26 protein-coding genes are annotated in these 25,779 nt (G+C 68.1%); 15 read left to right on the forward strand and 11 right to left on the reverse strand.

Annotated elements, in window-relative coordinates:
* Window positions 1-17: 17 nt before the first annotated feature.
* From ACFULV_RS10105 to ACFULV_RS10115, 3 genes are read left to right on the forward strand one after another with little or no spacing between them, the layout of a single operon-like run.
* Window positions 18-1,220, forward strand: coding sequence for an ABC transporter ATP-binding protein (locus tag ACFULV_RS10105; RefSeq protein ID WP_378655176.1), 1,203 nt, complete (start codon window positions 18-20; stop codon window positions 1,218-1,220).
* 40 nt (window positions 1,221-1,260) lie between these two features.
* Window positions 1,261-2,157, forward strand: a complete 897-nt coding sequence (locus ACFULV_RS10110) for a 2-aminoethylphosphonate ABC transporter permease subunit (protein ID WP_378626421.1) — start codon at window positions 1,261-1,263, stop codon at window positions 2,155-2,157.
* Window positions 2,158-2,159: 2 nt separating this feature from the next.
* Window positions 2,160-2,957 (forward strand): ABC transporter permease, encoded by a 798-nt coding sequence (locus ACFULV_RS10115; protein WP_378655467.1) that lies wholly within the window; start codon window positions 2,160-2,162, stop codon window positions 2,955-2,957.
* A gap of 6 nt (window positions 2,958-2,963) precedes the next feature.
* Here ACFULV_RS10115 and ACFULV_RS10120 read toward each other — a convergent pair whose 3' ends face one another.
* The 5 genes from ACFULV_RS10120 to ACFULV_RS10140 all read right to left on the reverse strand — a co-directional run bounded on the left by ACFULV_RS10120 (window position 2,964) and on the right by ACFULV_RS10140 (window position 6,118).
* Window positions 2,964-3,728, reverse strand: coding sequence for a glucose 1-dehydrogenase (locus tag ACFULV_RS10120; RefSeq protein WP_378655179.1), 765 nt, complete (start codon window positions 3,726-3,728; stop codon window positions 2,964-2,966).
* Window positions 3,729-3,864: 136 nt separating this feature from the next.
* Window positions 3,865-4,707: a helix-turn-helix transcriptional regulator gene (locus ACFULV_RS10125; protein ID WP_378655182.1), complete on the reverse strand. Its 843-nt coding sequence runs from the start codon at window positions 4,705-4,707 to the stop codon at window positions 3,865-3,867.
* Window positions 4,708-4,761: 54 nt separating this feature from the next.
* Window positions 4,762-5,079, reverse strand: a complete 318-nt coding sequence (locus ACFULV_RS10130; protein WP_378655185.1) for a hypothetical protein — start codon at window positions 5,077-5,079, stop codon at window positions 4,762-4,764.
* A 136-nt stretch (window positions 5,080-5,215) separates the two neighbouring features.
* Window positions 5,216-5,614 (reverse strand): PPOX class F420-dependent oxidoreductase, encoded by a 399-nt coding sequence (locus tag ACFULV_RS10135; RefSeq protein ID WP_378655188.1) that lies wholly within the window; start codon window positions 5,612-5,614, stop codon window positions 5,216-5,218.
* 27 nt (window positions 5,615-5,641) lie between these two features.
* Complete coding sequence (locus ACFULV_RS10140; RefSeq protein ID WP_378626429.1) at window positions 5,642-6,118, reverse strand: DUF1772 domain-containing protein; 477 nt, start codon at window positions 6,116-6,118, stop codon at window positions 5,642-5,644.
* A gap of 143 nt (window positions 6,119-6,261) precedes the next feature.
* Between ACFULV_RS10140 and ACFULV_RS10145 the strand changes: the two genes are divergently transcribed.
* The gene (locus ACFULV_RS10145; protein WP_378655191.1) at window positions 6,262-6,870 is read left to right on the forward strand and encodes a DUF4126 domain-containing protein; all 609 of its coding nucleotides are present in this window, start codon (window positions 6,262-6,264) and stop codon (window positions 6,868-6,870) included.
* 7 nt (window positions 6,871-6,877) lie between these two features.
* Here ACFULV_RS10145 and ACFULV_RS10150 read toward each other — a convergent pair whose 3' ends face one another.
* Window positions 6,878-7,888: an LLM class flavin-dependent oxidoreductase gene (locus tag ACFULV_RS10150; RefSeq protein ID WP_378655194.1), complete on the reverse strand. Its 1,011-nt coding sequence runs from the start codon at window positions 7,886-7,888 to the stop codon at window positions 6,878-6,880.
* A gap of 109 nt (window positions 7,889-7,997) precedes the next feature.
* Between ACFULV_RS10150 and ACFULV_RS10155 the strand changes: the two genes are divergently transcribed.
* The 4 genes from ACFULV_RS10155 (at window position 7,998) to ACFULV_RS10170 (ending at window position 12,023) form a co-directional block, all read left to right on the forward strand.
* Window positions 7,998-8,474: a MarR family winged helix-turn-helix transcriptional regulator gene (locus tag ACFULV_RS10155; RefSeq protein ID WP_378655197.1), complete on the forward strand. Its 477-nt coding sequence runs from the start codon at window positions 7,998-8,000 to the stop codon at window positions 8,472-8,474.
* Window positions 8,475-8,546: 72 nt separating this feature from the next.
* Window positions 8,547-9,977 (forward strand): DHA2 family efflux MFS transporter permease subunit, encoded by a 1,431-nt coding sequence (locus ACFULV_RS10160; protein WP_378655200.1) that lies wholly within the window; start codon window positions 8,547-8,549, stop codon window positions 9,975-9,977.
* 82 nt (window positions 9,978-10,059) lie between these two features.
* Entirely contained in the window at window positions 10,060-11,136 is a 1,077-nt protein-coding gene (locus ACFULV_RS10165; RefSeq protein WP_378626436.1) for a class 1 fructose-bisphosphatase, read from the forward strand.
* An 11-nt stretch (window positions 11,137-11,147) separates the two neighbouring features.
* Entirely contained in the window at window positions 11,148-12,023 is an 876-nt protein-coding gene (locus tag ACFULV_RS10170) for a phosphoribulokinase (RefSeq protein WP_378626438.1), read from the forward strand.
* Between the two features lie 19 nt (window positions 12,024-12,042).
* On the opposite strand, the gene ACFULV_RS10175 is transcribed toward ACFULV_RS10170, so the two are convergent.
* The 3 genes from ACFULV_RS10175 to rpe are packed head-to-tail and all read right to left on the reverse strand — an operon-like array spanning window position 12,043 to window position 15,451.
* Complete coding sequence (locus ACFULV_RS10175; protein WP_378655203.1) at window positions 12,043-12,732, reverse strand: HAD family hydrolase; 690 nt, start codon at window positions 12,730-12,732, stop codon at window positions 12,043-12,045.
* Window positions 12,729-14,726: a transketolase gene (gene tkt / locus ACFULV_RS10180; protein WP_378655206.1), complete on the reverse strand. Its 1,998-nt coding sequence runs from the start codon at window positions 14,724-14,726 to the stop codon at window positions 12,729-12,731. The genes ACFULV_RS10175 and tkt overlap by 4 nt, the downstream gene beginning before the upstream one ends.
* Entirely contained in the window at window positions 14,726-15,451 is a 726-nt protein-coding gene (gene rpe / locus ACFULV_RS10185) for a ribulose-phosphate 3-epimerase (protein ID WP_378655209.1), read from the reverse strand. Before rpe ends, tkt begins: the two co-directional genes overlap by 1 nt.
* A 105-nt stretch (window positions 15,452-15,556) precedes the next feature.
* On the opposite strand from rpe, the gene ACFULV_RS10190 reads away from it, so the two are divergent.
* Both ACFULV_RS10190 and ACFULV_RS10195 read left to right on the forward strand, forming a co-directional pair.
* Window positions 15,557-16,225, forward strand: a complete 669-nt coding sequence (locus ACFULV_RS10190) for a response regulator (protein WP_378626446.1) — start codon at window positions 15,557-15,559, stop codon at window positions 16,223-16,225.
* Window positions 16,222-17,394: a GAF domain-containing sensor histidine kinase gene (locus tag ACFULV_RS10195; RefSeq protein ID WP_378626448.1), complete on the forward strand. Its 1,173-nt coding sequence runs from the start codon at window positions 16,222-16,224 to the stop codon at window positions 17,392-17,394. Before ACFULV_RS10190 ends, ACFULV_RS10195 begins: the two co-directional genes overlap by 4 nt.
* A 99-nt stretch (window positions 17,395-17,493) precedes the next feature.
* On the opposite strand, the gene ACFULV_RS10200 is transcribed toward ACFULV_RS10195, so the two are convergent.
* Both ACFULV_RS10200 and ACFULV_RS10205 read right to left on the reverse strand, forming a co-directional pair.
* Entirely contained in the window at window positions 17,494-18,489 is a 996-nt protein-coding gene (locus tag ACFULV_RS10200) for a class I fructose-bisphosphate aldolase (protein ID WP_378626450.1), read from the reverse strand.
* 36 nt (window positions 18,490-18,525) lie between these two features.
* Entirely contained in the window at window positions 18,526-19,437 is a 912-nt protein-coding gene (locus ACFULV_RS10205; RefSeq protein ID WP_378655212.1) for a LysR family transcriptional regulator, read from the reverse strand.
* Window positions 19,438-19,542: 105 nt separating this feature from the next.
* Between ACFULV_RS10205 and ACFULV_RS10210 the strand changes: the two genes are divergently transcribed.
* The 5 genes from ACFULV_RS10210 to map all read left to right on the forward strand — a co-directional run bounded on the left by ACFULV_RS10210 (window position 19,543) and on the right by map (window position 25,756).
* Window positions 19,543-21,006, forward strand: a complete 1,464-nt coding sequence (locus tag ACFULV_RS10210) for a form I ribulose bisphosphate carboxylase large subunit (protein WP_378626454.1) — start codon at window positions 19,543-19,545, stop codon at window positions 21,004-21,006.
* 13 nt (window positions 21,007-21,019) lie between these two features.
* Window positions 21,020-21,445, forward strand: coding sequence for a ribulose bisphosphate carboxylase small subunit (locus ACFULV_RS10215; protein ID WP_378626456.1), 426 nt, complete (start codon window positions 21,020-21,022; stop codon window positions 21,443-21,445).
* A gap of 4 nt (window positions 21,446-21,449) precedes the next feature.
* Window positions 21,450-22,427, forward strand: coding sequence for an AAA family ATPase (locus ACFULV_RS10220; RefSeq protein ID WP_378655215.1), 978 nt, complete (start codon window positions 21,450-21,452; stop codon window positions 22,425-22,427).
* Between the two features lie 142 nt (window positions 22,428-22,569).
* Complete coding sequence (locus ACFULV_RS10225; protein ID WP_378655218.1) at window positions 22,570-24,879, forward strand: FdhF/YdeP family oxidoreductase; 2,310 nt, start codon at window positions 22,570-22,572, stop codon at window positions 24,877-24,879.
* Between the two features lie 13 nt (window positions 24,880-24,892).
* Window positions 24,893-25,756, forward strand: a complete 864-nt coding sequence (map, locus tag ACFULV_RS10230) for a type I methionyl aminopeptidase (RefSeq protein WP_378626462.1) — start codon at window positions 24,893-24,895, stop codon at window positions 25,754-25,756.
* Window positions 25,757-25,779: the final 23 nt, after the last annotated feature.

A 25,779-nucleotide genomic window follows, 5' to 3' on the forward strand; every position in this document is an offset into this window, starting at 1 on the left:
ACACAAGGGAGTTGACGATGTCCGACGGTGACCTCCAGATGAGATCCGCCATTTCCGTGGCGGCCACCACCGAACCCGCGATCGTGTTCGACCGGGTCGGGGTCAGCTACGGCCGCGGCCGCAAGGCCGCCGTCGCGCTGGCCGATTTCACCCTGCGCGTCGCCGTCGGTGAGACCGTCGCGCTCCTGGGCCCGAGTGGTTCGGGCAAGTCGACCGCGCTCAAGGCCCTGGCCGGTTTTGTCCGGCCCACCTCGGGCGCGGTCCGCCTGGCGGGCCGCGACGTCACCGATCTCTCGCCCGCCAAGCGGGGGATCGGTGTCGTCGTGCAGTCCTACGCGTTGTTCCCGCACATGACCGTGCACAGCAATGTCGCGTTCGGCCTGAAATCGCATCGGGTGCCGCGGGCGGAGATCGCCGCACGGGTCGCCGAGGCGCTCGACATGGTCGGCATGGGCAGCTACGCGCAGCGGCTTCCGCGTGAGTTGTCCGGTGGCCAGCAGCAGCGGGTGGCGATCGCCCGTGCGCTGGCCATCAAGCCCAGCGTCCTGCTGCTGGACGAGCCGCTCGCCGCGCTCGACGCGCAATTGCGTCATTCGATGCTCGGCGAGTTGCAGGCGCTGCGAAAAGCGCTGCCCGACACCGCGATGCTGTACGTGACCCACGATCAGGCCGAGGCGCTGGCACTGGCGGATCGGATCGCGGTGATGCGCGATTCCCGCCTCGTCGACATCGACACGGCCGAAAGCCTGTGGCAGCGCCCGCCCACCGACTTCACCGCGGGGTTCCTCGGCGGCGCGAACCTGGTGCCCTGCACCGTCAACCACGTCACCGGCACCGCGGCCCTGGTCACCGCTGGTGCCAACACCCTGCGCGCCCACGCGCCGCAACCCGGTGTGGGACTGGCGGAGTGGGCGCCCGACGACGACGCGCTGCTGTGTATCCGCCCGCACACGATCACCGTCGGCAAACCGGGCGAGCGGGACGCTCTGCGCGCCACCGTGTCGACCTCGGTATGGCGTGGTGCCACGACCAGGGTCGAGCTGTCGGTCGACGGGCTACCCGGCACGCTCGCGGCTGACGTGTCGGGGCACTTCTCGACCGAGGCCGGTGCCGTTGTCGGGGTGAAGCTTCCGGACCCGGCGGGTGTGCTCATCCCTCGCGCGATCGGCGAGACAGCCACTACGGCAGGAAGTTCCGTGTCCGCAGAGGATCAGTCATGACAGCGATCGTGCGTGAACCGGGTATCAGCGAGGTGCTGTCGTGAGCGCTGTCGTTCTCGATCGGCCCGACGCGTCGCCGCCGTCGAAAGATCGCGCGCCTCGCCGGTCGTGGTTGCCGATCCTGTGGACCTTGCCGCCCGTGCTCGTGGTGCTCGGGATCGCGGGGTATCCGATTCTGCGGGTGCTCACCGAGTCCACCCAGACGCCGACCGGGCGCGGCACCGAGGTGTGGACGTCGGTACTCGGCTCCGAAGCGTTTCGTGAAGCGTTGTGGCGCACCGTTTCCATCGCCGTGTGTGCCACGGCGGGGTGTCTGGTGCTCGGCACGTTCCTGGCGATCGTGCTGGCCTTCGTGCCGTTCCCCGGATCGGGTCTGGTCGGCAGGCTCATCGACACGATCCTGACGTTGCCCTCGTTCCTGATCACCCTCGCCTTCACCTTCCTCTACGGGACGGCGGGCGCGGTGAATGCCCTGATCGCCGAATTGACCGGCGCCACCACACCGGTCATCGACTTTCTGACGACCCCGCTCGGCGTGATCCTGGCCGAGATCACCTACTTCACCCCGTTCGTGGTGCGCCCCGTGCTGGCCGCGTTCGCGCAGCTGCCCCGGGAACAGCTCGATGTGGCAGCGAGTCTCGGCGCTTCGCCGTGGCGGGTGCTGCGGCAGGTGGTGCTGCCCGAGGCGTGGCCCGCGCTCGCGGCGGGCGGGTCGCTGGTGCTGCTGCTCACGCTCAACGAGTTCGGCATCGTGTTGTTCACCGGCGCCAAGGGCGTCATCACGCTGCCCGCGCTGATCTACACCCGGGGCATCGTCACCTTCGACCTGCCCGGTGCGGCGGTGCTGGCCTCGGTGCAGGTGCTGCTCTCGCTGGGCCTCTACCTCGTCTACCGGTTCGTGTTCGCCCGGTTCATCGCCCGCCCGAAGGAGCAATGATCGTGCTCGTCTGGACCCCTCGCGGAAAAGCGCTGGTACTCGGCGTGTTCGGGCTGGTGGTTGCGGTGGTCTTCGTCGCCCCGATCGCCACCGTGATCGCCGCCGCCCTGGCAGGCAGCTGGACCGGCCCACTGCCGTCGGACCTCGGCTTCACCAATATCGGCAACGCGCTCAGCGGTGAGCAGGCGGCCAGCCTCTCGGTGAGCCTGCAAACCGCCCTGCTCGCCGGCGCGATCTCCCTCGTCCTCGGCACCTGGGCGGCCCTGGCCTCCCGAGAGGCGCCCAGCTGGTTGCGCCGTATCACCGACGCCGTCTTCCACCTCCCGGTCGCCGTCCCGTCGGTAGCGGTCGGTCTCGGCGTCCTCATCGCCTTCAACGAACGCCCGGTGCTCCTGGGCGGGACCAAATGGATCGTCATCGTCGCCCACGCGGTCCTGGTTCTGGCCTACGCCTTCAGCGCCGTCTCCGCCGCCCTCGATCGGCTCGACCCCGCCTACCGGCAGGCCGCGGAATCCCTTGGCGCGGGTCCTGTTCGCGTCCTCTGCCAGATCACCTTGCCGCTGCTGCTGCCCGCTCTGGGCGCGGCAGCGGGCCTGGCGGTCGCCCTGTCCATGGGCGAGCTCGGCGCGACCATCATGGTCTACCCCGCCACCTGGAAGACGTTGCCCGTCAGCATCTTCGCGCAGACCGACCGCGGCGAAGTCTTCGACGCCGCGGCCGGAACCACGGTCCTGGTCGTGGTCACGCTGGTGGTGCTGGTGGTGCTCGGCCGCATACGCGGACGCGCCGCGCTGCGCTGAGCCGGCTTACCGCAGCGCCGATGCGCCGACCGCGGTGAGGCCGCCGTCGACGCGCAGGTCGTGGCCGTTGACGAAGGCGGCGTCGGCCGAGGCCAAGAACGCGACGGCGGCGGCGACGTCTTCCGCGGTGCCGACGCGACCCGCGGGGGACAGGGCCGCGACCCCCTGCCGAGCGGCTTCGGAGAGCTCCGCGCGGAAGGCCGGGGTGTCGATGTAGCCGGGGCTGACCGCGTTCACCCGGATTCGCCGTGGCGCCAATTCCGCTGCGAGAGCGCGGGTCAGGTTGTGGACAGCGGCTTTGCTCGCGGAGTAGAGGGCAGAGCCCGGCACACCGAGGTGCAGGCCGAAGGAGGCATTGATGACGATCGAAGCGTGGTCGGGGAGTAGCGGCAGGATCTTCTGGATGGTGAAGAAGGCGCCCTTGAGGTTGCTGCCGATCACCTGATCGAAGAGCTCGCCGGTGACCTGCTCGATCGTCTGGAACGAGCCGATGCCCGCGTTGGCGAACAGCAGATCGAGGTGTCCGAAGCGGTCTGCCGCCGCCGCGGCGAGATTGTCGAGATCATCGAGATCGGTGGCATCACCGACGATTCCGTGTGCCTGCCCGCCGAGCTCGGCGACAGACGCGTCGAGCCGCTTCTTGTCCCGGCCGGTCACCACGACCCGAGCCCCCTCCGCGATCAGGCGATGCGCGGTAGCCAACCCCATCCCACTACTACCGCCCGTGATCAGCGCGGTCTTGCCATCGAATCGAGAACCGTTGTGCGTCATGAATTCAGCCTGGCGGGTGACAGCCCGAGCAGGCAGTGCGCGGTTATCAGGGGTGTGTCACCACCAGGATCGACGGTACCGCGGGACGGTCGGCAACTGTCGCGCCGATCCGGCTCCGCATGCGTGCGATGGGTCGCTACGCGGATTCGGAGAGACGCAGTCGGGGGAGGGCGGCCAGGCGCTCGGCGGTGTCGGTATTCGGTTTCGGGTTGTAGAGCACCAGTGACCAGTGAGGGTGGTCGGCGACGGTGAGCGTGGTGGCGTCGAAGTAGAGATCCCCGGCTTCCGGGTGGTGCAGGGCGTTCACGGCTTGCAGCGGCGCACCGACATCGTGTCGCTCCCAGAGTTCGGCGAACTCCGGCTCGGCAGCGGCGAGTTCGCCTGCTACGCGCTGGAATTCGTCGTCCTGTGGGACGAGGGCCGCGTCCGCGCGATAGGCGGCGACCACGCCCGGTGCGGCATCGGCCCACAGGTCGGGCAGCCCGCGATAGCGCGGGCTCGTGAAGAAGGTGACCAGGCAATTGTGCGGCTCGCCGTCGTCACACCCGAACACCCGACCCGCAAGCACGTTGAACGCCAAGATGTTCCAGTACCGATCCCGCACCACCGCGGGTCCACGCACCCACCCATCGATGAGCGCCCGAATCTCCGCGGTCACCTCCACCGCGGACCCCCGCGCCACCGGCGGATTGAGCCCGGCCAGCACATACAGATGCGTTCGCTCCGGCGCACTCAACCGCAACACCCCCGCGACCGCGTCGAGCACCTCCCCGGACACCGTGATGTCACGCCCCTGCTCCAACCAGGTGTACCAAGACACCCCGACCCCGGCCAGCATCGCGACTTCTTCGCGCCGTAGGCCGGGGGTTCGCCGTCGCCCCGCTACCGGCAGACCCACCTCGCCCGGTCCGATCCGCTCCCGCCGCGATCGCAGGAAGTCACGGAGCTGTTCGCGCCGGGTTGATGCCGCACTGACCATGAATCCACGGTAACAACGGGGCGAGTGGGGTGCTGCTCGATCGCGGTGCGTGGCCTACGCCTGAATGACCTCGATGCCCACCAGGGCGTTGAGCGAGTCGCAGCTGGCCCACGACTGGTTCTGTCCGTACTGCGCGGGGCCGTACTTCCAGTAGACGAACGGGACCGGCCACGCGACACAGGTGAGTTTCACCTGGTGCCAGGTCGGCAGTTCGCAATTGGCCATTCCGCCGGTGTTGAAGATGTTGTACACGTGACAGTTGGCCTGCCACACCGGAACGTCGGCCTGGGCCACACCGCCACCGACGATGACGGCGGAAGCGGTGGCGGTGGCGACGAGGGCGCCGGCGGCGAGTCTCTTCACAGAAAGCATTTCGAACCTCCTGAATTGATGTTGTCTGAGAAATCGCCAGGTGATCGAAAACGTTACTCGGATGATTTCCGTGCGGGCTGATCTTCCTGTGCTTCGACTTGTCGCGGTGAGTTGCTGATGATGAGCCGAGCCGCGGCTATTCGGCGGCGCGACTGGTGAAGTCGAAGGATCCGCCGTCGATGCCCCAGGAGATGATCCGTTCGGGGTGAATTCGGATGATCGCGCGTTCCTGGTGTTCGAACGGTGGCTGCTCGTCGTCGAGCGCTTCGGCGGTGCCGCGTACCTCGATGCCGCGAATCACGTACGGCTCCCAGGAAACCTGTTGGTCGATGACGAACGAGACCCGGCTGCCCGCTTCGACATTGCGGTATTTCCGGCTGCCGCGCATCCGCATGCCCCCGATGTCGATCGTGTGGTCGGGATTCACTCGATAAGCGGTCGGGTTGTTCTGCACAATGCCGTCGGGCGAGACCGTGGCCAGCCGACCGATCCCTGCCTCCGCGAGGAACTGCTGTTCATTGCTGGTGAAACTCATGACGGATTCTCCTCGGTGAATTCGAGATCAGAACAGGATCAGCGCGGCGCACAGGCCGGCGATGGCGACGAACTGGAGGGTGACGCGGTACTTCAGGATGCTGTCCCACTTGTCCTGCAGCGCACGGGCATCGGCCGGAATGACGCCGCTCTGGGCGGCGGCGGTCTGCCTGGCATTGATCGGCTTGGCGATGCGGACGTAGAGGGCGAGCCAGGTGAGCAGCGCGGCCACCGCGATCCCCGCCGCGACCGCGGCGCCGATCTGTCCGGCCAGCAGCGCGATGAGCAGGGTGAGTACCGCGGTGATCACGCCGCCCGCACCGACCACCGGCATGCGCCGGTCGCCGTAGTAGTGGCCCCACCCCGCGCTGATGGTGACTGTCGCGTCGTCGAGCTTGCGGTACACCGACCGCATGATCACGGCCGCGCAGACATCGGTGCCGTAGACGACGGCATTGGCGAGCACGGCGGCGGTGGCGATGATCTGGCCGGTGACGATGAGCATTTCGGGTTTCCTTCCTCAATATCTAGCATCGCTAGATGATGGAGCAAAGGTAACAGTCGCTCGCTAGCTTGTCTAGCGATGCTAGATTTCGCCGCTCTACGTCCTTGCCGCGCGGTGTCGGCAGGCGGGCTTAGGCTGAGCGGGTGTCGGTGCTCCCTCTGATCTTCACCGCGGGCTGGGCCAGCGGTATCAACGCGTACGCGGTGGTGTTTCTGCTGGGGTTGTTCGGTCGGATCGGGTGGGCCGGCGATGTGCCGCCGGGGCTGCAGCGCACCGATGTGCTCGTCGCCGCCGGGGTGCTGTTCCTGATCGAGGCGGTCGCGGACAAGATCCCGTACCTCGACTCGTTCTGGGACGCGGTGCACACGGTGGTGCGGCCCGCGTCGGGCGCGGTCGTCTCGGCGCTGATCGCGGGGCAGGACGATTCGCTGCCCACGATGTTCGCCGCGGCGGTGGGTGGGACAACCGCCCTGCTCAGCCATATCGTCAAAGCCGGTACCCGGATGGCGATCAACACCTCGCCGGAACCGGTCACCAATATCGCGGTGAGCACTGCCGAGGACCTCACGGTCGGTGGCGTCCTCACCCTCGCGGTGTTCTTCCCGGTGCTGGCCGCCGTGGTCGCCGTGGCCCTGTTGGCCATCGGTTTGTGGGTGGTCTACCTGTGTGCCAGCCGAATCAGCCGTTACCGCCGACGAAGGCGGGAACGCCGGGCCGCCCGGACCACCGGCGTCGACCCAGCGCTCGAATAGACCCTTCTCACCGCACCTGCGGGGCCACCTTCGTGCCCAGCAGTTCGATGCTGTGCAGCACCTGCTCGGGCGGCAACGTCCCCACGCTGGTGTGCAGCATGAAGCGGTCGAGGCCGAGGGTGTCGCGGACCTCGGCGATCTTGCCGGCCACGTAGTCGGGGGTGCCGACGAACAGGGAACCGCTCTGCGAGCGCAGCGCGTCGAACTGTTCGCGCGTCATCGGTCCCCAGCCACGCTCCCGGCCGATGACCGACATCGCCCCGGCGTAGGGCTCGTAGAAATCGGCGACGGCGCGTGCGTCGGTGTCGGCCACATAGCCGTGCGCGTGCACTGCCACCGGTTGCTTCTCGTGACCGCCTTCGGCGAGTGCCCGGTGATACAGCTCCACCAGCGGCTTGAACCGCGCGGGCTGACCGCCGATGATCGCGAGGGCGAGCGGCAGGCCGAGCAGCCCGGCGCGGATCACCGATTCGGGACTGCCGCCGACCGCGATCCACACCGGCAGCGGTCGATCATCGGTGCGCGGATACACGGTGGCGTCGTGCAGCGGCGCCCGGAATCGGCCCGTCCACGTGACCGGTCCTTCCTCGCGCACCCGCAGCAGCAGTGCCAGCTTCTCTTCGAACAGCGCGTCGTAATCGGACAGGTCGTAGCCGAACAGCGGGAACGACTCCGTGAACGACCCGCGCCCCGCCATCAACTCCGCGCGCCCGTTCGACAGCCCGTCGAGTGTCGCGAAGTCTTGGTATACGCGCACCGGATCGTCGGAGCTGAGCACCGTTACCGCGCTGGTCAACTGGATGCGCTCGGTCCGCGCGGCCGCGGCGGCCAGGACGACGGCGGGGGAGGATGCGGCGAAATCCCGGCGATGATGTTCACCCACGCCGTACACATCGAGCCCGGCGGCCTCGGTCGCGACGGCCTCGTCGACCACCTGGCGCAGCCGCTCGGCGGCGGTCGGCGCGGGACGGTCGCCGGTCGGGTACAGCTCGGCGAAGGTGGTGAGCCCCAGTTCCATGTGAACCTCTCTTCGGGATGTAGTCCTCGTCTAAACGGACCGCAGTCCGATAACATTCCCGACTTATGGAAGTATGCGGATTATCTATGACAAAACTATAGTGAGCGGTATGACCGCTCTGGCGACGACGCGCACCGAACCCGACCTGTCCTTCCTGCTCGACCGCACCAGTCATGTCCTGCGCACGCAGATGGCGGCGGCGCTGGCCGACATAGGGCTGACGGCTCGCATGCACTGCGTGCTGGTCCACGCACTGGAGGCCGAGCGCACCCAGGCTCAGCTCGCCGAGCTCGGCGACATGGACAAGACGACCATGGTCGTCACCGTCGACGCGCTGGAGAAGGCGGGGCTGGCCGAACGGAAGCCGTCGAGTACCGACCGTCGCGCTCGCATCATCTCGGTGACTCCGGCTGGCGCGGAACTCGCCGCGCGCAGTACCGAGATCGTCGATGGTGTCCATCAGGGGGCGCTCGGTTCGCTGCCGAAGGCGGAGCGCGAATCCCTGCTGAGCGCACTGAATCACCTGGTGGAAGGGCATCTGTCGACTGTGGTGGAAGCCGCGCCCGCGCGTCGTGCGAGGCAATAGTCCGTTATAGATTGTCTATTACGAAACTATCTAGTACGGTCTCTCTTGTTCGCTTCCAGCAGGAGATGACCCATGACCAAGTCCCAGCGCACCGCCCTCGCGGTGCTGTCGGCCGCGATGCTGATGACCATCCTCGACGGCAGTATCGTGACCGTCGCCATGCCGGCGATCCAGGAGGACCTCGGCTTCTCGCCGGCCGGTCTGAGCTGGACCGTGAACGCCTACCTGATCGCTTTCGGCGGTCTCCTCCTGCTGGCGGGACGCCTCGGCGACCTGATCGGCCGCAAGACGATGTTCGTCACCGGCACCGTCGTCTTCACCGTGGCCTCGGTGCTGGCGGGTGTGGCATCCACCCCCGCCGTGCTGGTCGGGGCCCGATTCCTGCAGGGCGTCGGTAGCGCGATCGCCGCCTCGGTGGTCCTCGGCATCCTGGTGACGATCTTCATCGAACCCCACCAACGGGCTACGGCCATCGGCGTTTTCAGTTTCACGGGCGCCGCGGGCGCCTCGATCGGACAGGTCCTCGGCGGCGTACTCACCGACGCGCTGAACTGGCACTGGATCTTCCTGATCAACGTGCCGATCGGCGCGCTGACGGTGCTGGTGGCGGTGCGGGCGCTGCCCGCCGACCGCGGCCTCGGCTGGTCCGCCGGCGCCGACGTGCTGGGTGCGGCCCTGGTCACCGTCGGTCTGATGCTCGGCATCTACACCGTCGTCGAAGTCGAACGCTACGGCTGGGTCTCGGCGCACACTCTCGGCCTCGGCGCGCTCGCCGCCGCACTGCTCGCAGCCTTCGTCCTCCGTCAGGCCACCGCCGCGAACCCGCTGCTGCCGTTGCGAATCTTTCGCTCCCGCACGGTCTCCGGCGCCAATGTGGTCCAGATGCTCACTCTCGCGGCCATGTTCGCCTTCCAGATCATCGTCGCGCTCTACCTGCAGAAGGTGCTGGGCTACAACGCCTTGCAGACCGGCCTGGCCATGCTGCCCGCCGCCGTCGCCATCGGCGGAGTGTCGCTGTTCGCCTCGGCCCGCCTGATCACCCGCTTCGGTGAGCGGGCCGTGCTCATCGCCGGTCTGTCCCTGTTGCTGGCCGGGATGTCGTGGCTGACGCGGCTTCCGGTCGACGCCGGCTATCTCACCGACGTGCTGCCGGTGATGGTGGCCGTCTCCGGTGGCGGGCTGGTGCTGCCCGCGCTCACCGCGCTGGGCATGTCGGGCGCCGACGCCGACGACGCCGGCCTGGCCTCGGGGCTGTTCAACACCACCCAGCAGGTCGGCATGGCGATCGGTGTCGCGGTGTTGTCCACCCTCGCCGCCGCACGGACCGGCACCGAACTGGTGGCAGGAGCGTCCGACGCTGCCGCGCTGACCAGCGGTTACCGGCTGGCGTTCACGGTCGCGGCCGGCCTGCTCGCCGCGGCCATGATCGTCAGCGTTCTGGTGCTGCGCAAGCGGCACACGTCCGAGGAGGCAACGGCCGCGCAAGCGGTCCCGGCCTTCTGACGCGGCGAATCGCGGTAACCACCCCCGCGATTCACCCCCCGGGTGGATGTCCGCCCGGGGGGTTCGGTGGTGTCCTCGAAGGATGCTGACCGATCGCACGACGTTGACCCAATTCCTCATCGAAGAGCGCAGGCGCCATCCCGGTTCCAGCGGTGAGCTCAATTCCCTGATCCTCGACGTCGCGCTGGCCTGCAAGGCGATCTCCAAGCGCATCGCCTCCGGTGCGCTCACCGGCGTCCTCGGCGGCGCCGGCGTGGTGAATGTGCAGGGTGAGCAGCAGCAGAAGCTCGACGTGGTCGCCAACGACCTGTTCCTGCGCGCCAACGAATGGGGCGGCCAGCTGGCGGGAATGGTGTCGGAGGAGCTCGACGACCCGTATACGATCCCGCCCGATTATCCGCGCGGCAAATACCTGCTGGCGTTCGATCCGCTCGACGGCTCGTCCAATATCGACGTGAATGTCGCTGTGGGCAGCATCTTTTCGATTCTGCGCGCCCCGAATCCCGGCATCGACGCGACGACGGCGGACTTCCTGCAGCCCGGCACCGAGCAGGTCGCCGCGGGCTACGCGATCTACGGCCCCGCGACCCAACTCGTGCTCACCGTCGGCACCGGCGTGCACGCCTTCACCCTCGACCCCGAACTGGGCGAGTTCTTCCTGACCGGGCAGAACCTGCGGCTGTCGGAGTCCACCTCGGAGTACGCGGTGAACAGTTCCAACCGCCGATTCTGGGAACCGGCCGTGCGCCGCTACATCGACGAATGCCTGGCGGGCGCGACGGGCCCGCGCGAGAAGGACTTCAACATGCGCTGGGTGGCGTCGCTGGTGGTCGAAACCCACCGCATCCTGACCCGGGGCGGGGTGTTCCTGTATCCGCGCGACTCGAAGGATCCGGCCAAGGAGGGCAGGCTGCGGCTGCTCTACGAGGCCAACCCCATCGCCTTCTTGATCGAGCAGGCCGGCGGCCTCGCCTCGACCGGTCGCGAGCGCATCCTCGACGTCGCCCCCACCGAACTGCACCAGCGGATCGCGTTCATTTTCGGTTCCCGCGACGAGGTAGCGCGCATCGTGAGGTACCACGCCGACGCGGCCGAGGAGCCCGACGGCCAGTGGAGTCCGCTGTTCGGTCTCCGCGGTCTCTACCGTTCCACCACCTGAGGAGGAGATTCATGTCCGCCAAGCACCCTGTCGTCGCCATCACCGGGTCATCCGGTGCCGGAACAACGTCGGTGATGCGCACGTTCGATTCGATCTTCCGCAGGGAAGGCATCGACGCCGCGTACGTCGAGGGCGACAGCTTCCACAAGTACGACCGGGCCGGCATGAAGCAGGAGCTGGCGCGAGCGCTGTCGGACGGTGACCACACCTTCAGCCATTTCGGTGCGGAGGCCAACCTGTTCGAAGACCTCGAGAAGCTGTTCCGCGGCTACGGCGAGACCGGTACGGGCCGGGTGCGAAAGTACCTGCACGACAAGGAGGAAGCCGCGCCCTACGACCAGGAACCCGGCACCTTCACACCGTGGGAGGACCTGCGCCCCGGCACCGACCTGCTGTTCTACGAGGGTCTGCACGGGGCGGTCGCCAACGAACAGGTCGACGTGGCACAGTACGCGGACCTGCTCATCGGGGTGGTGCCGGTGATCAACCTCGAGTGGACCCAGAAGCTGCACCGCGACAAGGACAAGCGCGGCTACTCCACCGAGGCGGTGACCGAGACGATCCTGCGCCGCATGCACGACTACGTGAATTTCATGTGCCCGCAGTTCTCCCGCACCCATGTGAACTTCCAGCGGGTTCCCGTGGTCGATACGTCGAATCCCTTTGTCGCCCGCACTATTCCGACACCGGATGAGTCGATGCTGGTGATCCGGTTCGCCGACCCGCACGGCATCGACTTCCCGTATCTGCTGTCGATGCTGCACGACTCGTTCATGTCCCGCCCGAACACGATCGTGTGTCCGGGCGGGAAGATGGACCTGGCGATGCAGCTGATCTTCACGCCGATGCTGTTGCGGCTCATGGAACGTCGCGGCCGCACGCGCTGAGCCCGATTCGACGACCACCTCACCCGAGGTGGTCGTCGAACCATGTCACCAGCTCCGGGTCGTCGAGCCCGTCGGCGACCAGCACTGCCGCCGAGAGGTCGTCGGTGCGCGTGTAGGCGTTCTGGGCGGCCACGCACCGCAGTCCCGCGGCCACCGCCGACCGCACGCCGTTGGACGAGTCCTCCACGGCCACCGCTTGATCGGGGGACAATCCGGTCTGGATCAGGACATCCAGATACACCGCGGGGCTCGGCTTCAGGACGGGCACTTCGGTTCCGGTGGTCACGGTGTCGAACGGCTCACCGAAAGCGTGCTTCAGCAAGGGTTCGACCCACGCGCGGGTACCGGTGGTCGCCACGTGCAACCGGACGCCGTGCGAGCGGAGCCGTTCGATCAGTTCCCGCGCGCCCGGTCGGGCACGGATGTGCCCGTCGGCTGCCATCTGCCGCATGATGCGGGTCTTGGTGCGGTGCACCTGATGCGCGAGCGCCCGCGCCTGCTCGACGGGCCTGCCCTGCTGTTCGAACCAGAACGCCAGCCGTTGCGCGCCCCCGGCCACCTTCAGCAGCTTCCCGTATTCCTCGACCTCCCAGCGATCAGGAAGACCCGTCTCGGCGAAGGCCGCGTTGAAGGCCACCCGATGGCCGTCGCGCTCGCTGTCGACCAGGGTGCCGTCGACGTCGAAGATCACTGCCCGCAGTCGAGTCACGGCGCACCGTCGAGGTAGTCGCGAATCCGGTCGAGTACGGCGCGCACGGTGAATCCGTGACGGGCCATGACCTCGTCGCCGGGGCCGCTGTGCCCGAACTCGTCGATACCGATCGCCAGGTCGACCAGCCCGGTCCAGCCCGCCGTGCTTCCCGCCTCGATGCTGATGGTGTGCGCCGCGGCGCCGGGGGTGAAGCGCGTCCGATCCATCACCGACACCACCCGCACGGCGAACCCGTCCGCCCGTAGCTGCTCGGCGGCGGCGACCGCCAGTACGACTTCCGAACCGGTAGCGACGATGTCGATGCTGGGATTCGCTGCTGTGGATGACCTGCCGGCCATCGCGTCGGCTGTCGAGGGCGCACAATCGGCGGCCGGAATGCGTGGCGGGGTAACGCTCTGCGCGGGTTCCAGCTGGGGCAGTGACTGGCGGGACAGGATCAGCGCGGTCGGTCCGTCAACCTGGCTCAGCGCGAGTTCCCAAGCGAGGGCGGTCTCCGCGTCGTCGGCCGGTCGCAACACCTGCAGCCCCGGAATCAGCCGGAGCGACTCGACGTGCTCGACGGGTTGATGTGTCGGCCCGTCCTCGCCGACCGCGATGGAATCGTGGGTGAGCACATAGATCACCGGCTGCCTCATCAACGCCGACAGCCGCACGGCGGGACGCAGATAGTCGGCGAACACCAGGAACGTACTGCCGAAGACCCGGAACCCGCCGTGCAAGCTCATCCCGTTCAGGATCGCGGCCATGCCGAACTCGCGAATGCCGAAAGCGACAGCGCTGGACCTGAAGTCGTCGCGATGCACCACCTCGCCACACACCGTGCCGGTCGACCCGGCCAGATCGGCCGACCCGCCCACCAATTCCGGCATCACCGACAGCGCGGCGTGTAGACACGCCTGCGAGGACTGGCGGGTGGCGCGTGGTGCCTGCGCGGCGACGGCCTCCAGCGCGTCCGGCAAACTCGCGGGCAGCAGTCGCGCACGGGCGCGCCGGAACTCGGCGGCGCGCACCGGGTCGACGGCGTCGAACGTCGCGAACTCCTCGAGCCAGGTCGCATGCTCCGCACCACCGAGCGCGGCCAGCACCGCGCACGTCGCCTCGACCTGCTCGGGCACGGTGAACGGCGGAAGAGCCCATCCCACCAGCTCTTTGGCCTGTGCGAGTCGTTGGGCACCCAGCGGCGACCCGTGCGCCTTCGGCGTGCCGGCCACGTCGGGCGCACCGTGACCGATCACCGTACGTACCGCGAGAAAGCTCGGCCGGGGATCACCCTTCGCCCGGGTCAGCGCGGCGTCGATCGCCTCGATATCGGTCCCGTCCGGCACTACTTCGGTATGCCACCCATAGGCCGCGAACCGCGCCACCTGATCGTCACCGCACGAGCGCCCGACCGCGCCGTCGATGGTGATCTCGTTGTCGTCCCAGAGCACGATCAACCCGCCGAGCCCCAAATGCCCTGCGAACGAGGACACTTCGTGACTGACGCCTTCCATCAGACAGCCGTCGCCGACGATCGCGTAGGTGCGATGACCGGTGATCTCCGGATACCGGGCGGCGGTCATCCGCTCGGCGAGGGCCATTCCCACCGCCATCGCCAGCCCCTGACCCAACGGGCCGGTGGTGCACTCCACGCCGGGCGTCTCCCCGAACTCGGGATGCCCCGGCGTCCGCGACCCGAGTTGCCGGAAGCGCCGCAGTTCCTCGACGGGCAGGTCGTAGCCGAACAGGTGCAACAGCCCGTACAGCAGGGCCGACCCGTGCCCGGCCGAGAGCACGAACCGATCCCGATCGGCCCACTCGGGATCGGCCGGGTCATGGCGCAGGTGCCGACTCCACAGCGTCCACGCCATCGGCGCCGCCCCCATCGGCATGCCGGGGTGACCCGACTGCGCGGCCTCCACCATGTCGGCCGCGAGCAAGCGCAGGGTGTCGACGGCGAGCTGGTCGGTCTCCACCGACGGCGCGAAAGTCGTCGGCGCGATATCGGTCATCAGGCTGCCTCTCCCGCAACGGTGGCGGCATCGCGAAGCCGCTTGACCGCGGCCGCTTTGCCTTCGGGACAGCCGTACATCCACGATCCCGAGATGAACACGTCGGCGCCGGCCGCGGCCGCCCCGCCGATCGTGTCGCCGGTGATCCCGCCGTCCACTTCGAGCTCGATGGAGTGCCCGGACTCGTCGATCATCCGGCGCAACCGCGCGATCTTCGATTCGACGGCCGGAATGTAGGCCTGCCCACCGAAACCCGGATTCACGGTCATGGCCAGGACCAGATCGGTCTCGGCCAGCACGTGCGCGACGACCTCGGCGGGCGTGTGTGGATTCAGCGCGACACCGCTGCGCGCGCCCAGTTCGCGGATCCTGGCGAGCGTGCGATGCAGATGCGTACAGGCTTCGGCGTGCACGATGATCAGCTCACAACCCGCGTCGACGTACGTGCCGAGCAGTCCATCGGGATTCACCACCATGAGGTGCGCCTCGAACCCCACGGTGCTGTGCGAACGCGCCGACGCGATGACATCGGGACCGAAGGTGAGGTTGGGGACGAACACGCCGTCCATCACGTCCCATTGGATCCGGTCGACGCCCGCCGCGCACAGATCGCGCACTTCTGCACCGAGGCAGGCGAAATCGGCGGGCAAGACCGACGGCACTATGAGCGGCCGACGAACTGAGGACTCCGGCATGGCGCGGCCTTTCTGATCGGGTCCGTTCATCGGACCGCACCGGCGTACCCGCCGCACTCCCCCTCGGGGGTGGCGGCCCGGGTGAGATCTCGTCAATGCCCGTAGCCGCGCTGCCGCTCGCCGTAGGGTGGAGTCATGCCGGAGTTACCTCCGACCCCGTTGAAGCTGGTGCTCGTCGACGATCACGAAATGGTGCTGCACGGGCTCGACGCCATGCTCGGACACTTTCCCGACGACGTGGTGATCGTCGGCCAGTCCACCACCGACACCGCCGCGCTGCGGATGGTCGCCGAACATCGGCCCGATATCGTGCTGTGCGATGTTCGCATCGGCAAGGCCAGCGGCTTGGATCTGTGCCGTCAGATCACCCTGCAATATCCTGAGACCAAGGTCGTGTTGCTGACCGTCTACGACGACGAGCACTACCTGTACCAGGCGCTGCGCGTCGGGGCGTCGGGCTACATTCTCAAGCGGGTCGACGGGCGCGAACTCGTCGCCCAGCTGTGCCGCGTCCGCGAAGGCGAGACGGTGGTCGACGCGGCACTGGCCGGTCGGGTGGCGCTGGCCGCGGCTCGGCTCAGCGCGGGCCAGTTCTGGTCCGGCGCGCACCTCGGACTGACCCAGCGCGAGTCGGAAGTGCTGGGGCTGTTGGTCTCCGGCCACTCCAATCGCGCGGTCGCGAGCAAGCTGGTGGTCAGCGAGGACACCGTGAAAACCCATATTCGCGGGCTGTATCGCAAGCTGGGGGTGTCCGATCGCAGCGGGGCGATCGCGGTCGCGTTGCGGGAGGGGCTGTTCCGGTGAGCTTCGCGAGCGGCGCGGTGCCGACAGCGGCGGAGCTGGCGCCACTGCTCGGCGCCGAAGGCGTGCTGCTCTACGCCGTCGACGGCCAGGATCTGAGCATCGTCGATCTGTGGCCTTCGCATCCCTCGGCGGGGTCGTTGCGGTTGCAGGTCGGATTCGGGGTGACCGGGCTGGTGGCCCGCACTCGTACGCCGGTGCTGCTCGACAACGACTCGCCACGTAATGCCCTGCACCGCAGGCTTTTACGACTGGAGCCGCAGCAGACGGTCGCGCGGATGTGCCTGCCGCTGCCGGGGCTGGAAGGCGATGTGGTCGGCGTGCTCGCCGTGCATCGCCGCGCCCGTGATCCGTTCGGGCAGCACGACCTCGACCTCGCACAGCAGTACGCGGGCGTGCTCGGCCTGTGGTTGCACGCGCAGCGGCTGTTCCGCACCGTCAACCGGCAGCGCACCGAGCGCGACCGCCTGGTCGAACAGGCGATCACCGCCCAGGAGGCCGAACGCAGGCGCATCGCCTTCGATCTCCACGACGGCGTCACCACCGCCCTGGCCTCGATGTCGTTCCACCTGTCCGCCGCCGACCTCACCGTCTCCGAACTCGCCGCCCACGTCGACGTCACCGACGAGGCCAGCCTGCGCGACCTCGCCAGGGCCCGCGCCGAACTCGTCAGCGCCCGCGAGCTGGCCGATTTCGCCTACAACGCGACCAGGGCGGCGATCTCGGGCCTGCACAGCCTCGTCCTCGACGATCTCGGCCTGGTCGCCGCGATCGAATCGCTGGTGCGCACGGTGAGCGGCGAAGGGCCGCCGACGATCGAATTCCTCGTCGATCACGCCGCCGCCATCGACGACATCCCCGACCATGCCGCCGCCACCCTGTACCGGATCGCCCAGGAAGCGCTGGCGAACGCGGTGAAACACGCTGATGCGCAACGGATCGTGCTCTCCCTGCGCCGGGTCGGTGACTCGGCCATCTTCGGATGTTCCGACGACGGTGCGGGTTTCGACCCGGCGGCGCAGCGTGCCCATCGCGCCGCCGACGCCGACGGCGAACAACATTTCGGCCTGAGCTCGATCGCGGAACGCTGTGCCCTGATCGAAGCCTCGCTGCGCGTGGAATCGATGCGGGGACGCGGAACCACCGTGCTGGTGGAACTACCGCTGAAATAGCGGCGGGCCCCGGCCAACGAACGCAGCAGCGGTGCCCGAGGGGTAGCGCCGCTGCTGCGCGTTGCCGCCGCGCTCAGCACGGCTGCCGAGCGGACCCGCCTACGCGGCGCGCTCGGCGGCAGCAGAGGCGTTGCGGCAGTTCTGGAGCAGAACACGGTGTGCTGCGGGAACTTCGGAGTTCGTTCCACCCCAAGTGTGCAGGGCCGCGCTCACGAGCGCGCGCCCGAAGGAGAATGTCACAGGCCACGGCCGCTCGTCGACGGCGGCGAGCTCGCTCAGAAAGGCGCACGCCCGCGAGGTGGGGTGTCCACCGGACAGGAACGCGATGCCCGCCACCTCGGCGGGCACCAGCTCACGCAGCACGGCGAAGGTCGCGGCCGCGACGTCGGCGGGCGGGACAGCCGCGGCGTCCAGACCGGGGGTGACGAAGTTGGGCTTGAGCACGATGCCGGTGAGATCCACCGCGGCGTCGACGAGTTCGGTGAACACCGCGCTCAGAGCCAGGCGTGTCGCCCTCGCAGAGGCCGCGAGGTCGTGGTCACCGGTGCACAGCACCTCGGGCTCGACGATGGGGACGATGCCGTGCTGCTGACACAGCGCGGCGTAGCGGGCCAGCGCGTGCCCGTTGGCGCCGGCGGAGTAGGGGGTGATGGTGTGCACGTCGAACACCGCCCGCCACTTGGCGAACGCGGCCCCTCGATCGGCATAGGAGGCCAGCCGTGCGCCGAGCCCGTCGAGCCCCTCGGTGATCAGCGCACCGCCCTGGCCGGGGAGCGCGGTGGTGCCGGTGTCGACCTTGATGCCGGGCAGGACGCCGAGTTCGCGCGCCGCGATCGGGAACGGGCGCCCGTCGGCGAGATCCTGGCCGAAGGTCTCGTCGCACAGAATGATTCCGCTGATCCATTCCGGCAGACCGTCGGCGGTGAGCAGCAGTTCGCGGTAGTCGCGCCGGGCCGTCGCGCTCGCGGGAACCCCTTCCTGTTCCAGGCGCGATGACATGGTCTTGATCGACTCGTCGGCGGCGAGAATGCCGCGGCCGCCGCTGGTCAGCTGCTGGGCGATGTCGGCGAGGGCGGTGGCGGGGAGTGTCGTCATGACGACCAGCATGCGAGCATCCCGTCGCCGCCGTCCTCACCCCTTCGGGCGAACCCGGGTGTGAAATGCGGCCGCGCCCACCTGGTCCGGATCGCACAGGTGCGCCACGAACATTCGGGTCGCCGCGGTCGGTTCCTGGGTCGCGCAGACGTGCCACGGCCGGTCCAGAGGTGTGCCCGGCACGCTGTAGGAGACCAGTTCCCCCGAGGCGAGTTGCTCGCGCGCGGCCTCCTCGTGCACGAGCGTGACGCCGAGCCCCTCGCGGGCGGCGGCCACGGCGGCGCCCGAGGTACCGAGGGTTAACAGCGGTGGCGCGGCCTGCAACCGGCTCAGCAACGACAGCGTGGTGTCGCGGGTGCCGGAGCCGATCCCGGTGAGCAGCCAGGGCGTGGTGAGCGGATCGTCGACCAGCCCGGGCCGCCCGACCAGCAACAGCCGGTTGGCCCGCTGGGCGGCGGTGACCAGCCCGGAGCCCCGCGGCGGTCGACCCGCCAGGGCGATATCGAAGACGTGATCGGCGGCGCGGGCGAACAGCTCGCCACGGGTCAGCACCGACAGCGACAGTTCCACGTGCGGATGGGCTCGAGCGAAGGTGGCCATCAGCGCCGGAAGGACGTACTCACTGGCCGTCGCGACCGCGCCGATCCGCACCCGTCCGCGATCGGCGTCGTGCACCGCCCCGGCCGCCTCCGCGAGCAGCCCCAGCAGCTTGCGCACGTAGCCGGCGAAGATCTCACCCGAGTCGGTCGCCACGATGCCCCGGCCGGACTTGCCGAAAAGTGTTGTGCCCAGTGCGTCTTCGAGCGCGGCGATCGCGGCCGACACCGCGGGCGGCGTCACATGCAACGTCTGCGCGGCGGCGCGCACACTCCCGGTGTCGTACACGGCGAGAAAGGTGCGCAGCCGACCCCAGGTAACGGCCGCGGGCAGGTCGGGGCTGGCGAACATCGTTCAATGATGCCTTAACAGTGCACAGGAAACATTCCATTGTCGCTGAACTGTCGCGCCCACACACTGAAAGTGCTTCATAGGCGTGACCCGAAAGGAACGGCGATGACGACGATCGACAACGACGGCGCGGCGACCAAAGAGCGTTGGGATCCGGGTGTCCAGAGCTATGCCGGAATGGGTTACTGGAACCCCGATTACATCCCCAAGGACACCGACGTGCTCGCCGTCTTCCGGGTCACCCCCCAGGACGGCGTCGACCCGATCGAGGCCGCGGCCGCCGTCGCGGGCGAATCGTCCACCGCCACCTGGACTGTCGTGTGGACCGACCGGCTCACCGCCAACAGCCACTACCAGGCCAAGGCGTACCAGGTCGACGAGGTGCCGGGCAGGCCAGGCGAGTACTTCGCCTACATCGCCTACGACATCGATCTCTTCGAGGAAGGCTCCATCGCGAACCTGACCTCCTCGATCATCGGCAACGTCTTCGGTTTCAAGCCGCTCAAGGCGCTGCGCCTGGAGGACATGCGCATCCCCGTCGCCTACACCAAGACGTTTCAGGGCCCCGCCCACGGCATCGTCATGGAACGGGAGATGCTCAACAAGTACGGCCGCCCGCTGCTCGGCGCCACCATCAAGCCCAAGCTCGGCCTGTCGGCCCGCAATTACGGGCGCGTGGTCTACGAGGCCTGTCGCGGTGGCCTCGACTTCACCAAGGACGACGAGAACATCAACTCCCAGCCCTTCATGCGCTGGCGCGACCGCTTCCTCTACGCGATGGAGGGGGTGAACCGGGCGATGGCCGAAACCGGCGAGATCAAGGGCCATTACCTCAATGTCACCGCGGGCACGATGGAGGAGATGTACCGGCGGGCGAACTTCGCCAAGGAGCTCGGCAGCGTGGTGGTGATGATCGACCTCACCATCGGCTACACCGCCATCCAGTCGATGGCGCACTGGGCCCGCGAGAACGGGCTGCTGCTGCATCTGCACCGGGCCGGGCATTCCACCTACACGCGGCAGAAGACGCACGGCGTGAGCTTCCGGGTGATCGCGAAGTGGTCGCGGCTGATGGGTGTCGACCACGTGCACGCGGGCACCGTCGTCGGCAAGCTCGAGGGCGACCCGGCCACCACCCGTGGCTTCTACGACACGTTGCGCGACAACAACGTTCCCCGCAATCTCGGCAACGGCATCTTCTTCGATCAGGACTGGATCTCGATGCCCGGCGTCATGCCGGTGGCCTCCGGCGGCATCCACGCCGGCCAGATGCACCAGCTCCTCGATCTTTTCGGCGACGACGTGATCCTGCAGTTCGGCGGCGGCACCATCGGGCACCCGTACGGCATCGCCGCGGGCGCCGAGGCCAACCGGGTGGCGCTCGAGGCAATGGTCAAGGCGCGCAACGAAGGTCGCGATCTGCTGTTCGAAGGACCCGACGTGCTGCGCAGGGCGGCCAAGCTCTGCACCCCGCTGCAGGCGGCCCTGGACACCTGGGGCGACATCACCTTCGACTACACCAGCACCGACGCCCCCGACGTGGTGGCGACTCCGGTGCCCTCGATCTGACCAGGAGCACCCGATGAAACTGCGTTACGGAACCTTCTCCTACCTGCCCGACCTCACCGACGACGAGATCGCGGCCCAGGTGAAGTTCGCCCTCGATCACGGCTGGCCGGTCTCGCTGGAGTACACCGACGACCCGCACCCACGCAACGTCTACTGGGAGATGTGGGGGCTGCCGATGTTCGACCTGGCCGAACCCGACGGCGTGCTCGCCCAGCTCGCGGATTGCCGGGCCACCTTCCCACAGCACTACATCCGGCTGCTGGCCTACGACGCGGCGCTGGGCAGGCAGTCCACCGCGATGTCGTTCCTCGTCCAGCGACCCGCGCACGAGCCCGGCTTCCTGCTCGAACGCGTCGAGGGCCCCGACCGCACCCAGCGGTACTCGGTGAAGTCCTACGCCACCGCCCGTCCGACCGGCGATCGGTACGCGGGCGAGTGAACTGATGGACACACCAAAGGGATTCGGGTTCCACCGCCCGTCGGCAGGCGGCACGGCGCAGACCACGGCAGTCGAGGAGCAGATGCCCGAGCCCGCGATTCTGGGTGACGACGAGGTGCTCGATCTCTCGGCCGACGAGGCCGCGGCCAGGGTGAGCGACACCCTGGCCGCGCTCGACGCCGAGCTGGTGGGCTTGGCCTCGGTCAAGCGCCGGGTCCGCGAGATCGCCTCGCTGCTCCAGGTCGACCGGGCGCGGCGCCGGTTCGGGCTCACCACCACGCGACCCACGTTGCACATGAGCTTCACCGGCGGTCCCGGCACCGGCAAGACCACGGTCGCGCTGCGGATGGCGGCCATCCTGCACGCGCTCGACTACATCAGGGCCCCGCGCGTGCACACCGTCACCCGCGACGACCTGGTCGGCCAGTTCATCGGCCACACCGCGCCCAAGACCAAGGAGGCGATCGCCCGCGCGGCCGGGGGAGTGCTGTTCATCGACGAGGCCTACTACCTGTTCCGGCCCGAGAACGAGCGGGACTACGGGCAGGAGGTCATCGAGATCCTGCTCACCGAGATGGAGAACGAGCGCGGTGATCTGGTGGTGATCTTCGCCGGCTACCCCGACCGGATGGCGACCTTCTTCGCCGCCAATCCGGGCCTGAGTTCCCGGGTGCCGCACCATCTCACGTTCGCCGACTACGACCATGCGGAGCTGACCCAGATCGCGGGACTGATGGTGGAGTCGGAAGGGTTCGCCTTCGACGACGACGCGCACAAGGCGTTCGCCGAGTACCTGACGCTGCGCATGGAGCAGCCCAGGTTCTCCAACGCGCGCAGCGTGCGCAACGCGATCGAACGCTGCAGGCTGCGGCAGGCCCGCAGGCTGGTCGCGCTCGACCGGCCACTGGGCAAGTCCGACCTCATCACGCTCACCGCCGAGGACGTCTACGGCAGCAGCGTCTTCGAGCCGGCCCAGGACTGAGTCACGCGCGCGGCGGAAAGTCCGATAACCGGCACCTATCAGGTGATCGGGCTTTCCGCTTTGACAAGGGTGGACAATGTGAGAAGCCTTTTGTCAGATATGCCGACCGCGCGGTGCCGCAGAACTGAAGAGAAGCTGACACATGACCTCGATCGAGGACCCGCAAGATGATCTGAGCGTGACCCCGCCCAAGACCTGGGCGGTCGGCGTTCCCGCGGTGGCGCACGCGATCGAGTACTCGCTCTCGCAGAACTCCCCGGCCCGCACCGCGCTCACCTTGCTCAACATCAATCAGACCAAGGGCTTCGACTGCCCCGGCTGCGCATGGCCCGAGCCCACGCGCCGCCACCTCAACGAGTACTGCGAAAACGGCGCCAAGCACATCAACGACGAGGCCACCACCCGCCGCGTCACCCGGCAGTTCTTCGCCGAGCATCCGGTCGCCGAGCTCGACACCATGTCGGATTACTGGCTCAACCAGCAGGGCAGGCTCACCGAGCCGATGGTGAAGCGGCCCGGCGCCACGCACTACGAGCCCATCGGCTGGGACGACGCCTTCGACCTGATGGCACGCGAGCTGCGCGGCCTCCCCACCCCCGACGAGGCCCTGTTCTACACCTCGGGGCGGCTCAACAACGAGGCCGCGTTCCTGCTGCAACTGTTCGCCCGCGCCTACGGCACCAACAACCTGCCCGACTGCTCGAACCTGTGCCACGAGTCGAGTGGTTCCGCGTTGGCGCAGACCATCGGCGTCGGCAAGGGCAGTGTGTCCCTCGACGACATCTACGAAGCCGATCTGGTCTTCGTCGTCGGCCAGAACCCCGGCACGAACCATCCGCGCATGCTGTCGGCGCTCGAGGAGACCAAACGCAACGGCGGCAAGATCGTGGCGGTGAACCCGCTGCCCGAGGCCGGGCTGATCCGGTTCAAGAACCCGCAGAAGGCGCGCGGCGTGATCGGGCGCGGCACCGAGATCGCCGATATCTTCCTCAAGATCCGCCCCGGCGGCGACCTGGCCCTGTTCCAGATGCTGAACAAGCTGCTCCTCGACGCCGAGGACGCGGCGCCCGGCACGGTGCTCGACCACGCGTTCATCGCCGCGCACACCAGTGGTTTCGATGCCTTCGCCGAGCACGCCAGGACGGTGAGCTGGGAGCACGCGCTCACTGCCACCGGGCTGACGCGCGCGGAGATCGAGGCCGTGCACCAGCAAGTGCTGGCCAGCGGGAAGGTCATCGTGTGCTGGGCGATGGGTTTGACCCAGCACAAGCACGGCGTGCCCACGATCCGCGAGATCGTCGACTTCCTGCTGCTGCGCGGCAACCTCGGCCGCCCCGGCGCCGGGGTGTGCCCGGTGCGCGGGCACAGCAATGTCCAGGGCGACCGCACCATGGGCATCTGGGAGCGGATGCCGCAGTCGTTCCTGGACGCGCTCGGCACCGAGTTCGGTTTCACCCCGCCCGCGGCCCACGGGCTGGACGCGGTCGGTTCCATCCGTGCCATGCGCGACGGCAAGGCGAAGGTATTCGTCGGGGTCGCAGGCAATTTCGTGCGGGCCACGCCCGACAGCGAGGTCACCGAGGCGGCCCTGCGGCAGTGTTCGCTGACCGTACAGATCTCCACCAAACTCAACCGCTCCCACACGGTCTGCGGCGAGACGGCACTGATCCTGCCCACGCTGGGCCGCAGCGATCGCGATATCCAGGCCACCGGCGAGCAGTTCTACACGGTCGAGGATTCGATGAGCCAGGTCCGCACATCGCGGGGGCGCCTCGACCCGGCCTCGCCCGAACTGCTCAGCGAGATCGCGATCATCTCCCGGCTGGCGCGCAGCACGCTGGGGGCGGAGTCCACGATTCCGTGGGAGGAATTCGTCGCCGATTACAGCACCGTGCGCGACCGTATCTCCCGGGTCGTGCCCGGCTTCGAGAACTTCAACGAACGGGTCACCGCGCCGGGCGGGATGCTGCTGGTGAATCCGGTCAACAAGGGCATCTATCGCACCGCGAGCGGGAAGGCCGAGTTCACCCGCAACGACTTCGACATGATCGACGCGCCGCCGGGCTACCTTGTGCTGCAATCACTGCGGTCCCACGATCAGTGGAACACCATTCCCTACGCGAGCAACGACCGCTACCGCGGCATCCACCACGCCCGCCGGGTGGTGATGGTCAACCCCGACGACCTGGCCGAGCGGGGGATCGCCGACGGGGAAGTGGTCGACATCGTCAGCATCTGGCACGACGGCACCGAGCGGCGGGCGGAGAAGTTCGTCGCCGTCGGGTACCCGGCCAGCCGTGGTTCGGCCGCCGCGTACTACCCGGAGACCAACGTCCTGGTTCCGCTCGACAGCGTCGCCGACATCAGCAACACGCCGACCTCGAAAGGCATCATCGTCCGTTTGGAGCCGGTGGTCCGACGGGCTGGGACCGACGGCTACGTGCGCGCATAGATACACTGCTCTCATGTCCGTGCGCACCCGTCAGCCACTAGTTCCCGGTACCCAGTCGCCGATCCGGGAAGTTCCCCGCTCCATCGAGCGGCCCGAATACGTGTGGAAGAAGACCGCGAACGAGGGCAACGAGCCCTGGGTACAGACCACCGAGACCATCGAGAAGATGCGGATCGCGGGCAGGATCGCGGCGCGGGCGCTCGAAGAGGCGGGGAAGGCCGTGGTGCCCGGTGTCACCACCGACGAGCTCGACCGGATCGCCCACGAGTACATGTGCGACCACGGCGCCTACCCGTCGACGTTGGGCTACAAGGGTTTTCCCAAGTCGTGCTGCACCTCGCTCAACGAGGTCATCTGCCACGGCATCCCCGACTCGACGGTGGTCGAAGACGGTGACATCGTCAACATCGACGTCACCGCCTTCATCCACGGCGTGCACGGCGACACCAACAAGACCTTCCTCGCCGGCGATGTCGACGAGGAGGTGCGTCTGCTCGTCGAGCGCACCGAAGAGGCCACCAACCGGGCCATCAAGGCGGTCAAGCCGGGTCGCGCCCTGAACGTGGTCGGCCGTGTCATCGAGGCCTACGCCAACCGCTTCGGCTACGGCGTGGTGCGCGACTTCACCGGCCACGGCGTCGGCCCCACGTTCCACAGCGGCCTGGTGGTGCTGCACTACGACCAGCCCAGCATCGAGTCGGTGATCGAGCCCGGCATGACCTTCACGATCGAGCCGATGATCAACCTCGGCGGTATCGACTACGACATCTGGGACGACGGCTGGACCGTGGTCACCCAGGACCGCAAGTGGACCGCGCAGTTCGAGCACACACTGGTCGTCACCGACACGGGTGCGGAAGTTCTGACCTTGCCGTGAATCGGCGCAGGTCGAGGCTCGCG

Source organism: Nocardia sp. NPDC057272 (assembly GCF_042668615.1).
In the GTDB taxonomy this organism is placed as follows: domain Bacteria; phylum Actinomycetota; class Actinomycetes; order Mycobacteriales; family Mycobacteriaceae; genus Nocardia.

What these genes read in the sequence shown, in the direction of transcription:
- ACFULV_RS10105 (WP_378655176.1), top strand. Translation starts at nt 18, where the DNA reads ATGTCCGACGGTGACCTCCAGATGAGATCCGCCATTTCCGTGGCGGCC.
- ACFULV_RS10120 (WP_378655179.1), bottom strand. Translation starts at nt 3,728, where the DNA reads ATGACGCACAACGGTTCTCGATTCGATGGCAAGACCGCGCTGATCACG.
- ACFULV_RS10125 (WP_378655182.1), bottom strand. Translation starts at nt 4,707, where the DNA reads ATGGTCAGTGCGGCATCAACCCGGCGCGAACAGCTCCGTGACTTCCTG.
- ACFULV_RS10130 (WP_378655185.1), bottom strand. Translation starts at nt 5,079, where the DNA reads ATGCTTTCTGTGAAGAGACTCGCCGCCGGCGCCCTCGTCGCCACCGCC.
- ACFULV_RS10135 (WP_378655188.1), bottom strand. Translation starts at nt 5,614, where the DNA reads ATGAGTTTCACCAGCAATGAACAGCAGTTCCTCGCGGAGGCAGGGATC.
- ACFULV_RS10140 (WP_378626429.1), bottom strand. Translation starts at nt 6,118, where the DNA reads ATGCTCATCGTCACCGGCCAGATCATCGCCACCGCCGCCGTGCTCGCC.
- ACFULV_RS10150 (WP_378655194.1), bottom strand. Translation starts at nt 7,888, where the DNA reads ATGGAACTGGGGCTCACCACCTTCGCCGAGCTGTACCCGACCGGCGAC.
- ACFULV_RS10155 (WP_378655197.1), top strand. Translation starts at nt 7,998, where the DNA reads ATGACCGCTCTGGCGACGACGCGCACCGAACCCGACCTGTCCTTCCTG.
- ACFULV_RS10160 (WP_378655200.1), top strand. Translation starts at nt 8,547, where the DNA reads ATGACCAAGTCCCAGCGCACCGCCCTCGCGGTGCTGTCGGCCGCGATG.
- ACFULV_RS10165 (WP_378626436.1), top strand. Translation starts at nt 10,060, where the DNA reads ATGCTGACCGATCGCACGACGTTGACCCAATTCCTCATCGAAGAGCGC.
- ACFULV_RS10170 (WP_378626438.1), top strand. Translation starts at nt 11,148, where the DNA reads ATGTCCGCCAAGCACCCTGTCGTCGCCATCACCGGGTCATCCGGTGCC.
- tkt (WP_378655206.1), bottom strand. Translation starts at nt 14,726, where the DNA reads ATGACCGATATCGCGCCGACGACTTTCGCGCCGTCGGTGGAGACCGAC.
- rpe (WP_378655209.1), bottom strand. Translation starts at nt 15,451, where the DNA reads ATGAACGGACCCGATCAGAAAGGCCGCGCCATGCCGGAGTCCTCAGTT.
- ACFULV_RS10190 (WP_378626446.1), top strand. Translation starts at nt 15,557, where the DNA reads ATGCCGGAGTTACCTCCGACCCCGTTGAAGCTGGTGCTCGTCGACGAT.
- ACFULV_RS10200 (WP_378626450.1), bottom strand. Translation starts at nt 18,489, where the DNA reads ATGACGACACTCCCCGCCACCGCCCTCGCCGACATCGCCCAGCAGCTG.
- ACFULV_RS10205 (WP_378655212.1), bottom strand. Translation starts at nt 19,437, where the DNA reads ATGTTCGCCAGCCCCGACCTGCCCGCGGCCGTTACCTGGGGTCGGCTG.
- ACFULV_RS10210 (WP_378626454.1), top strand. Translation starts at nt 19,543, where the DNA reads ATGACGACGATCGACAACGACGGCGCGGCGACCAAAGAGCGTTGGGAT.
- ACFULV_RS10215 (WP_378626456.1), top strand. Translation starts at nt 21,020, where the DNA reads ATGAAACTGCGTTACGGAACCTTCTCCTACCTGCCCGACCTCACCGAC.
- ACFULV_RS10220 (WP_378655215.1), top strand. Translation starts at nt 21,450, where the DNA reads ATGGACACACCAAAGGGATTCGGGTTCCACCGCCCGTCGGCAGGCGGC.
- ACFULV_RS10225 (WP_378655218.1), top strand. Translation starts at nt 22,570, where the DNA reads ATGACCTCGATCGAGGACCCGCAAGATGATCTGAGCGTGACCCCGCCC.
- map (WP_378626462.1), top strand. Translation starts at nt 24,893, where the DNA reads ATGTCCGTGCGCACCCGTCAGCCACTAGTTCCCGGTACCCAGTCGCCG.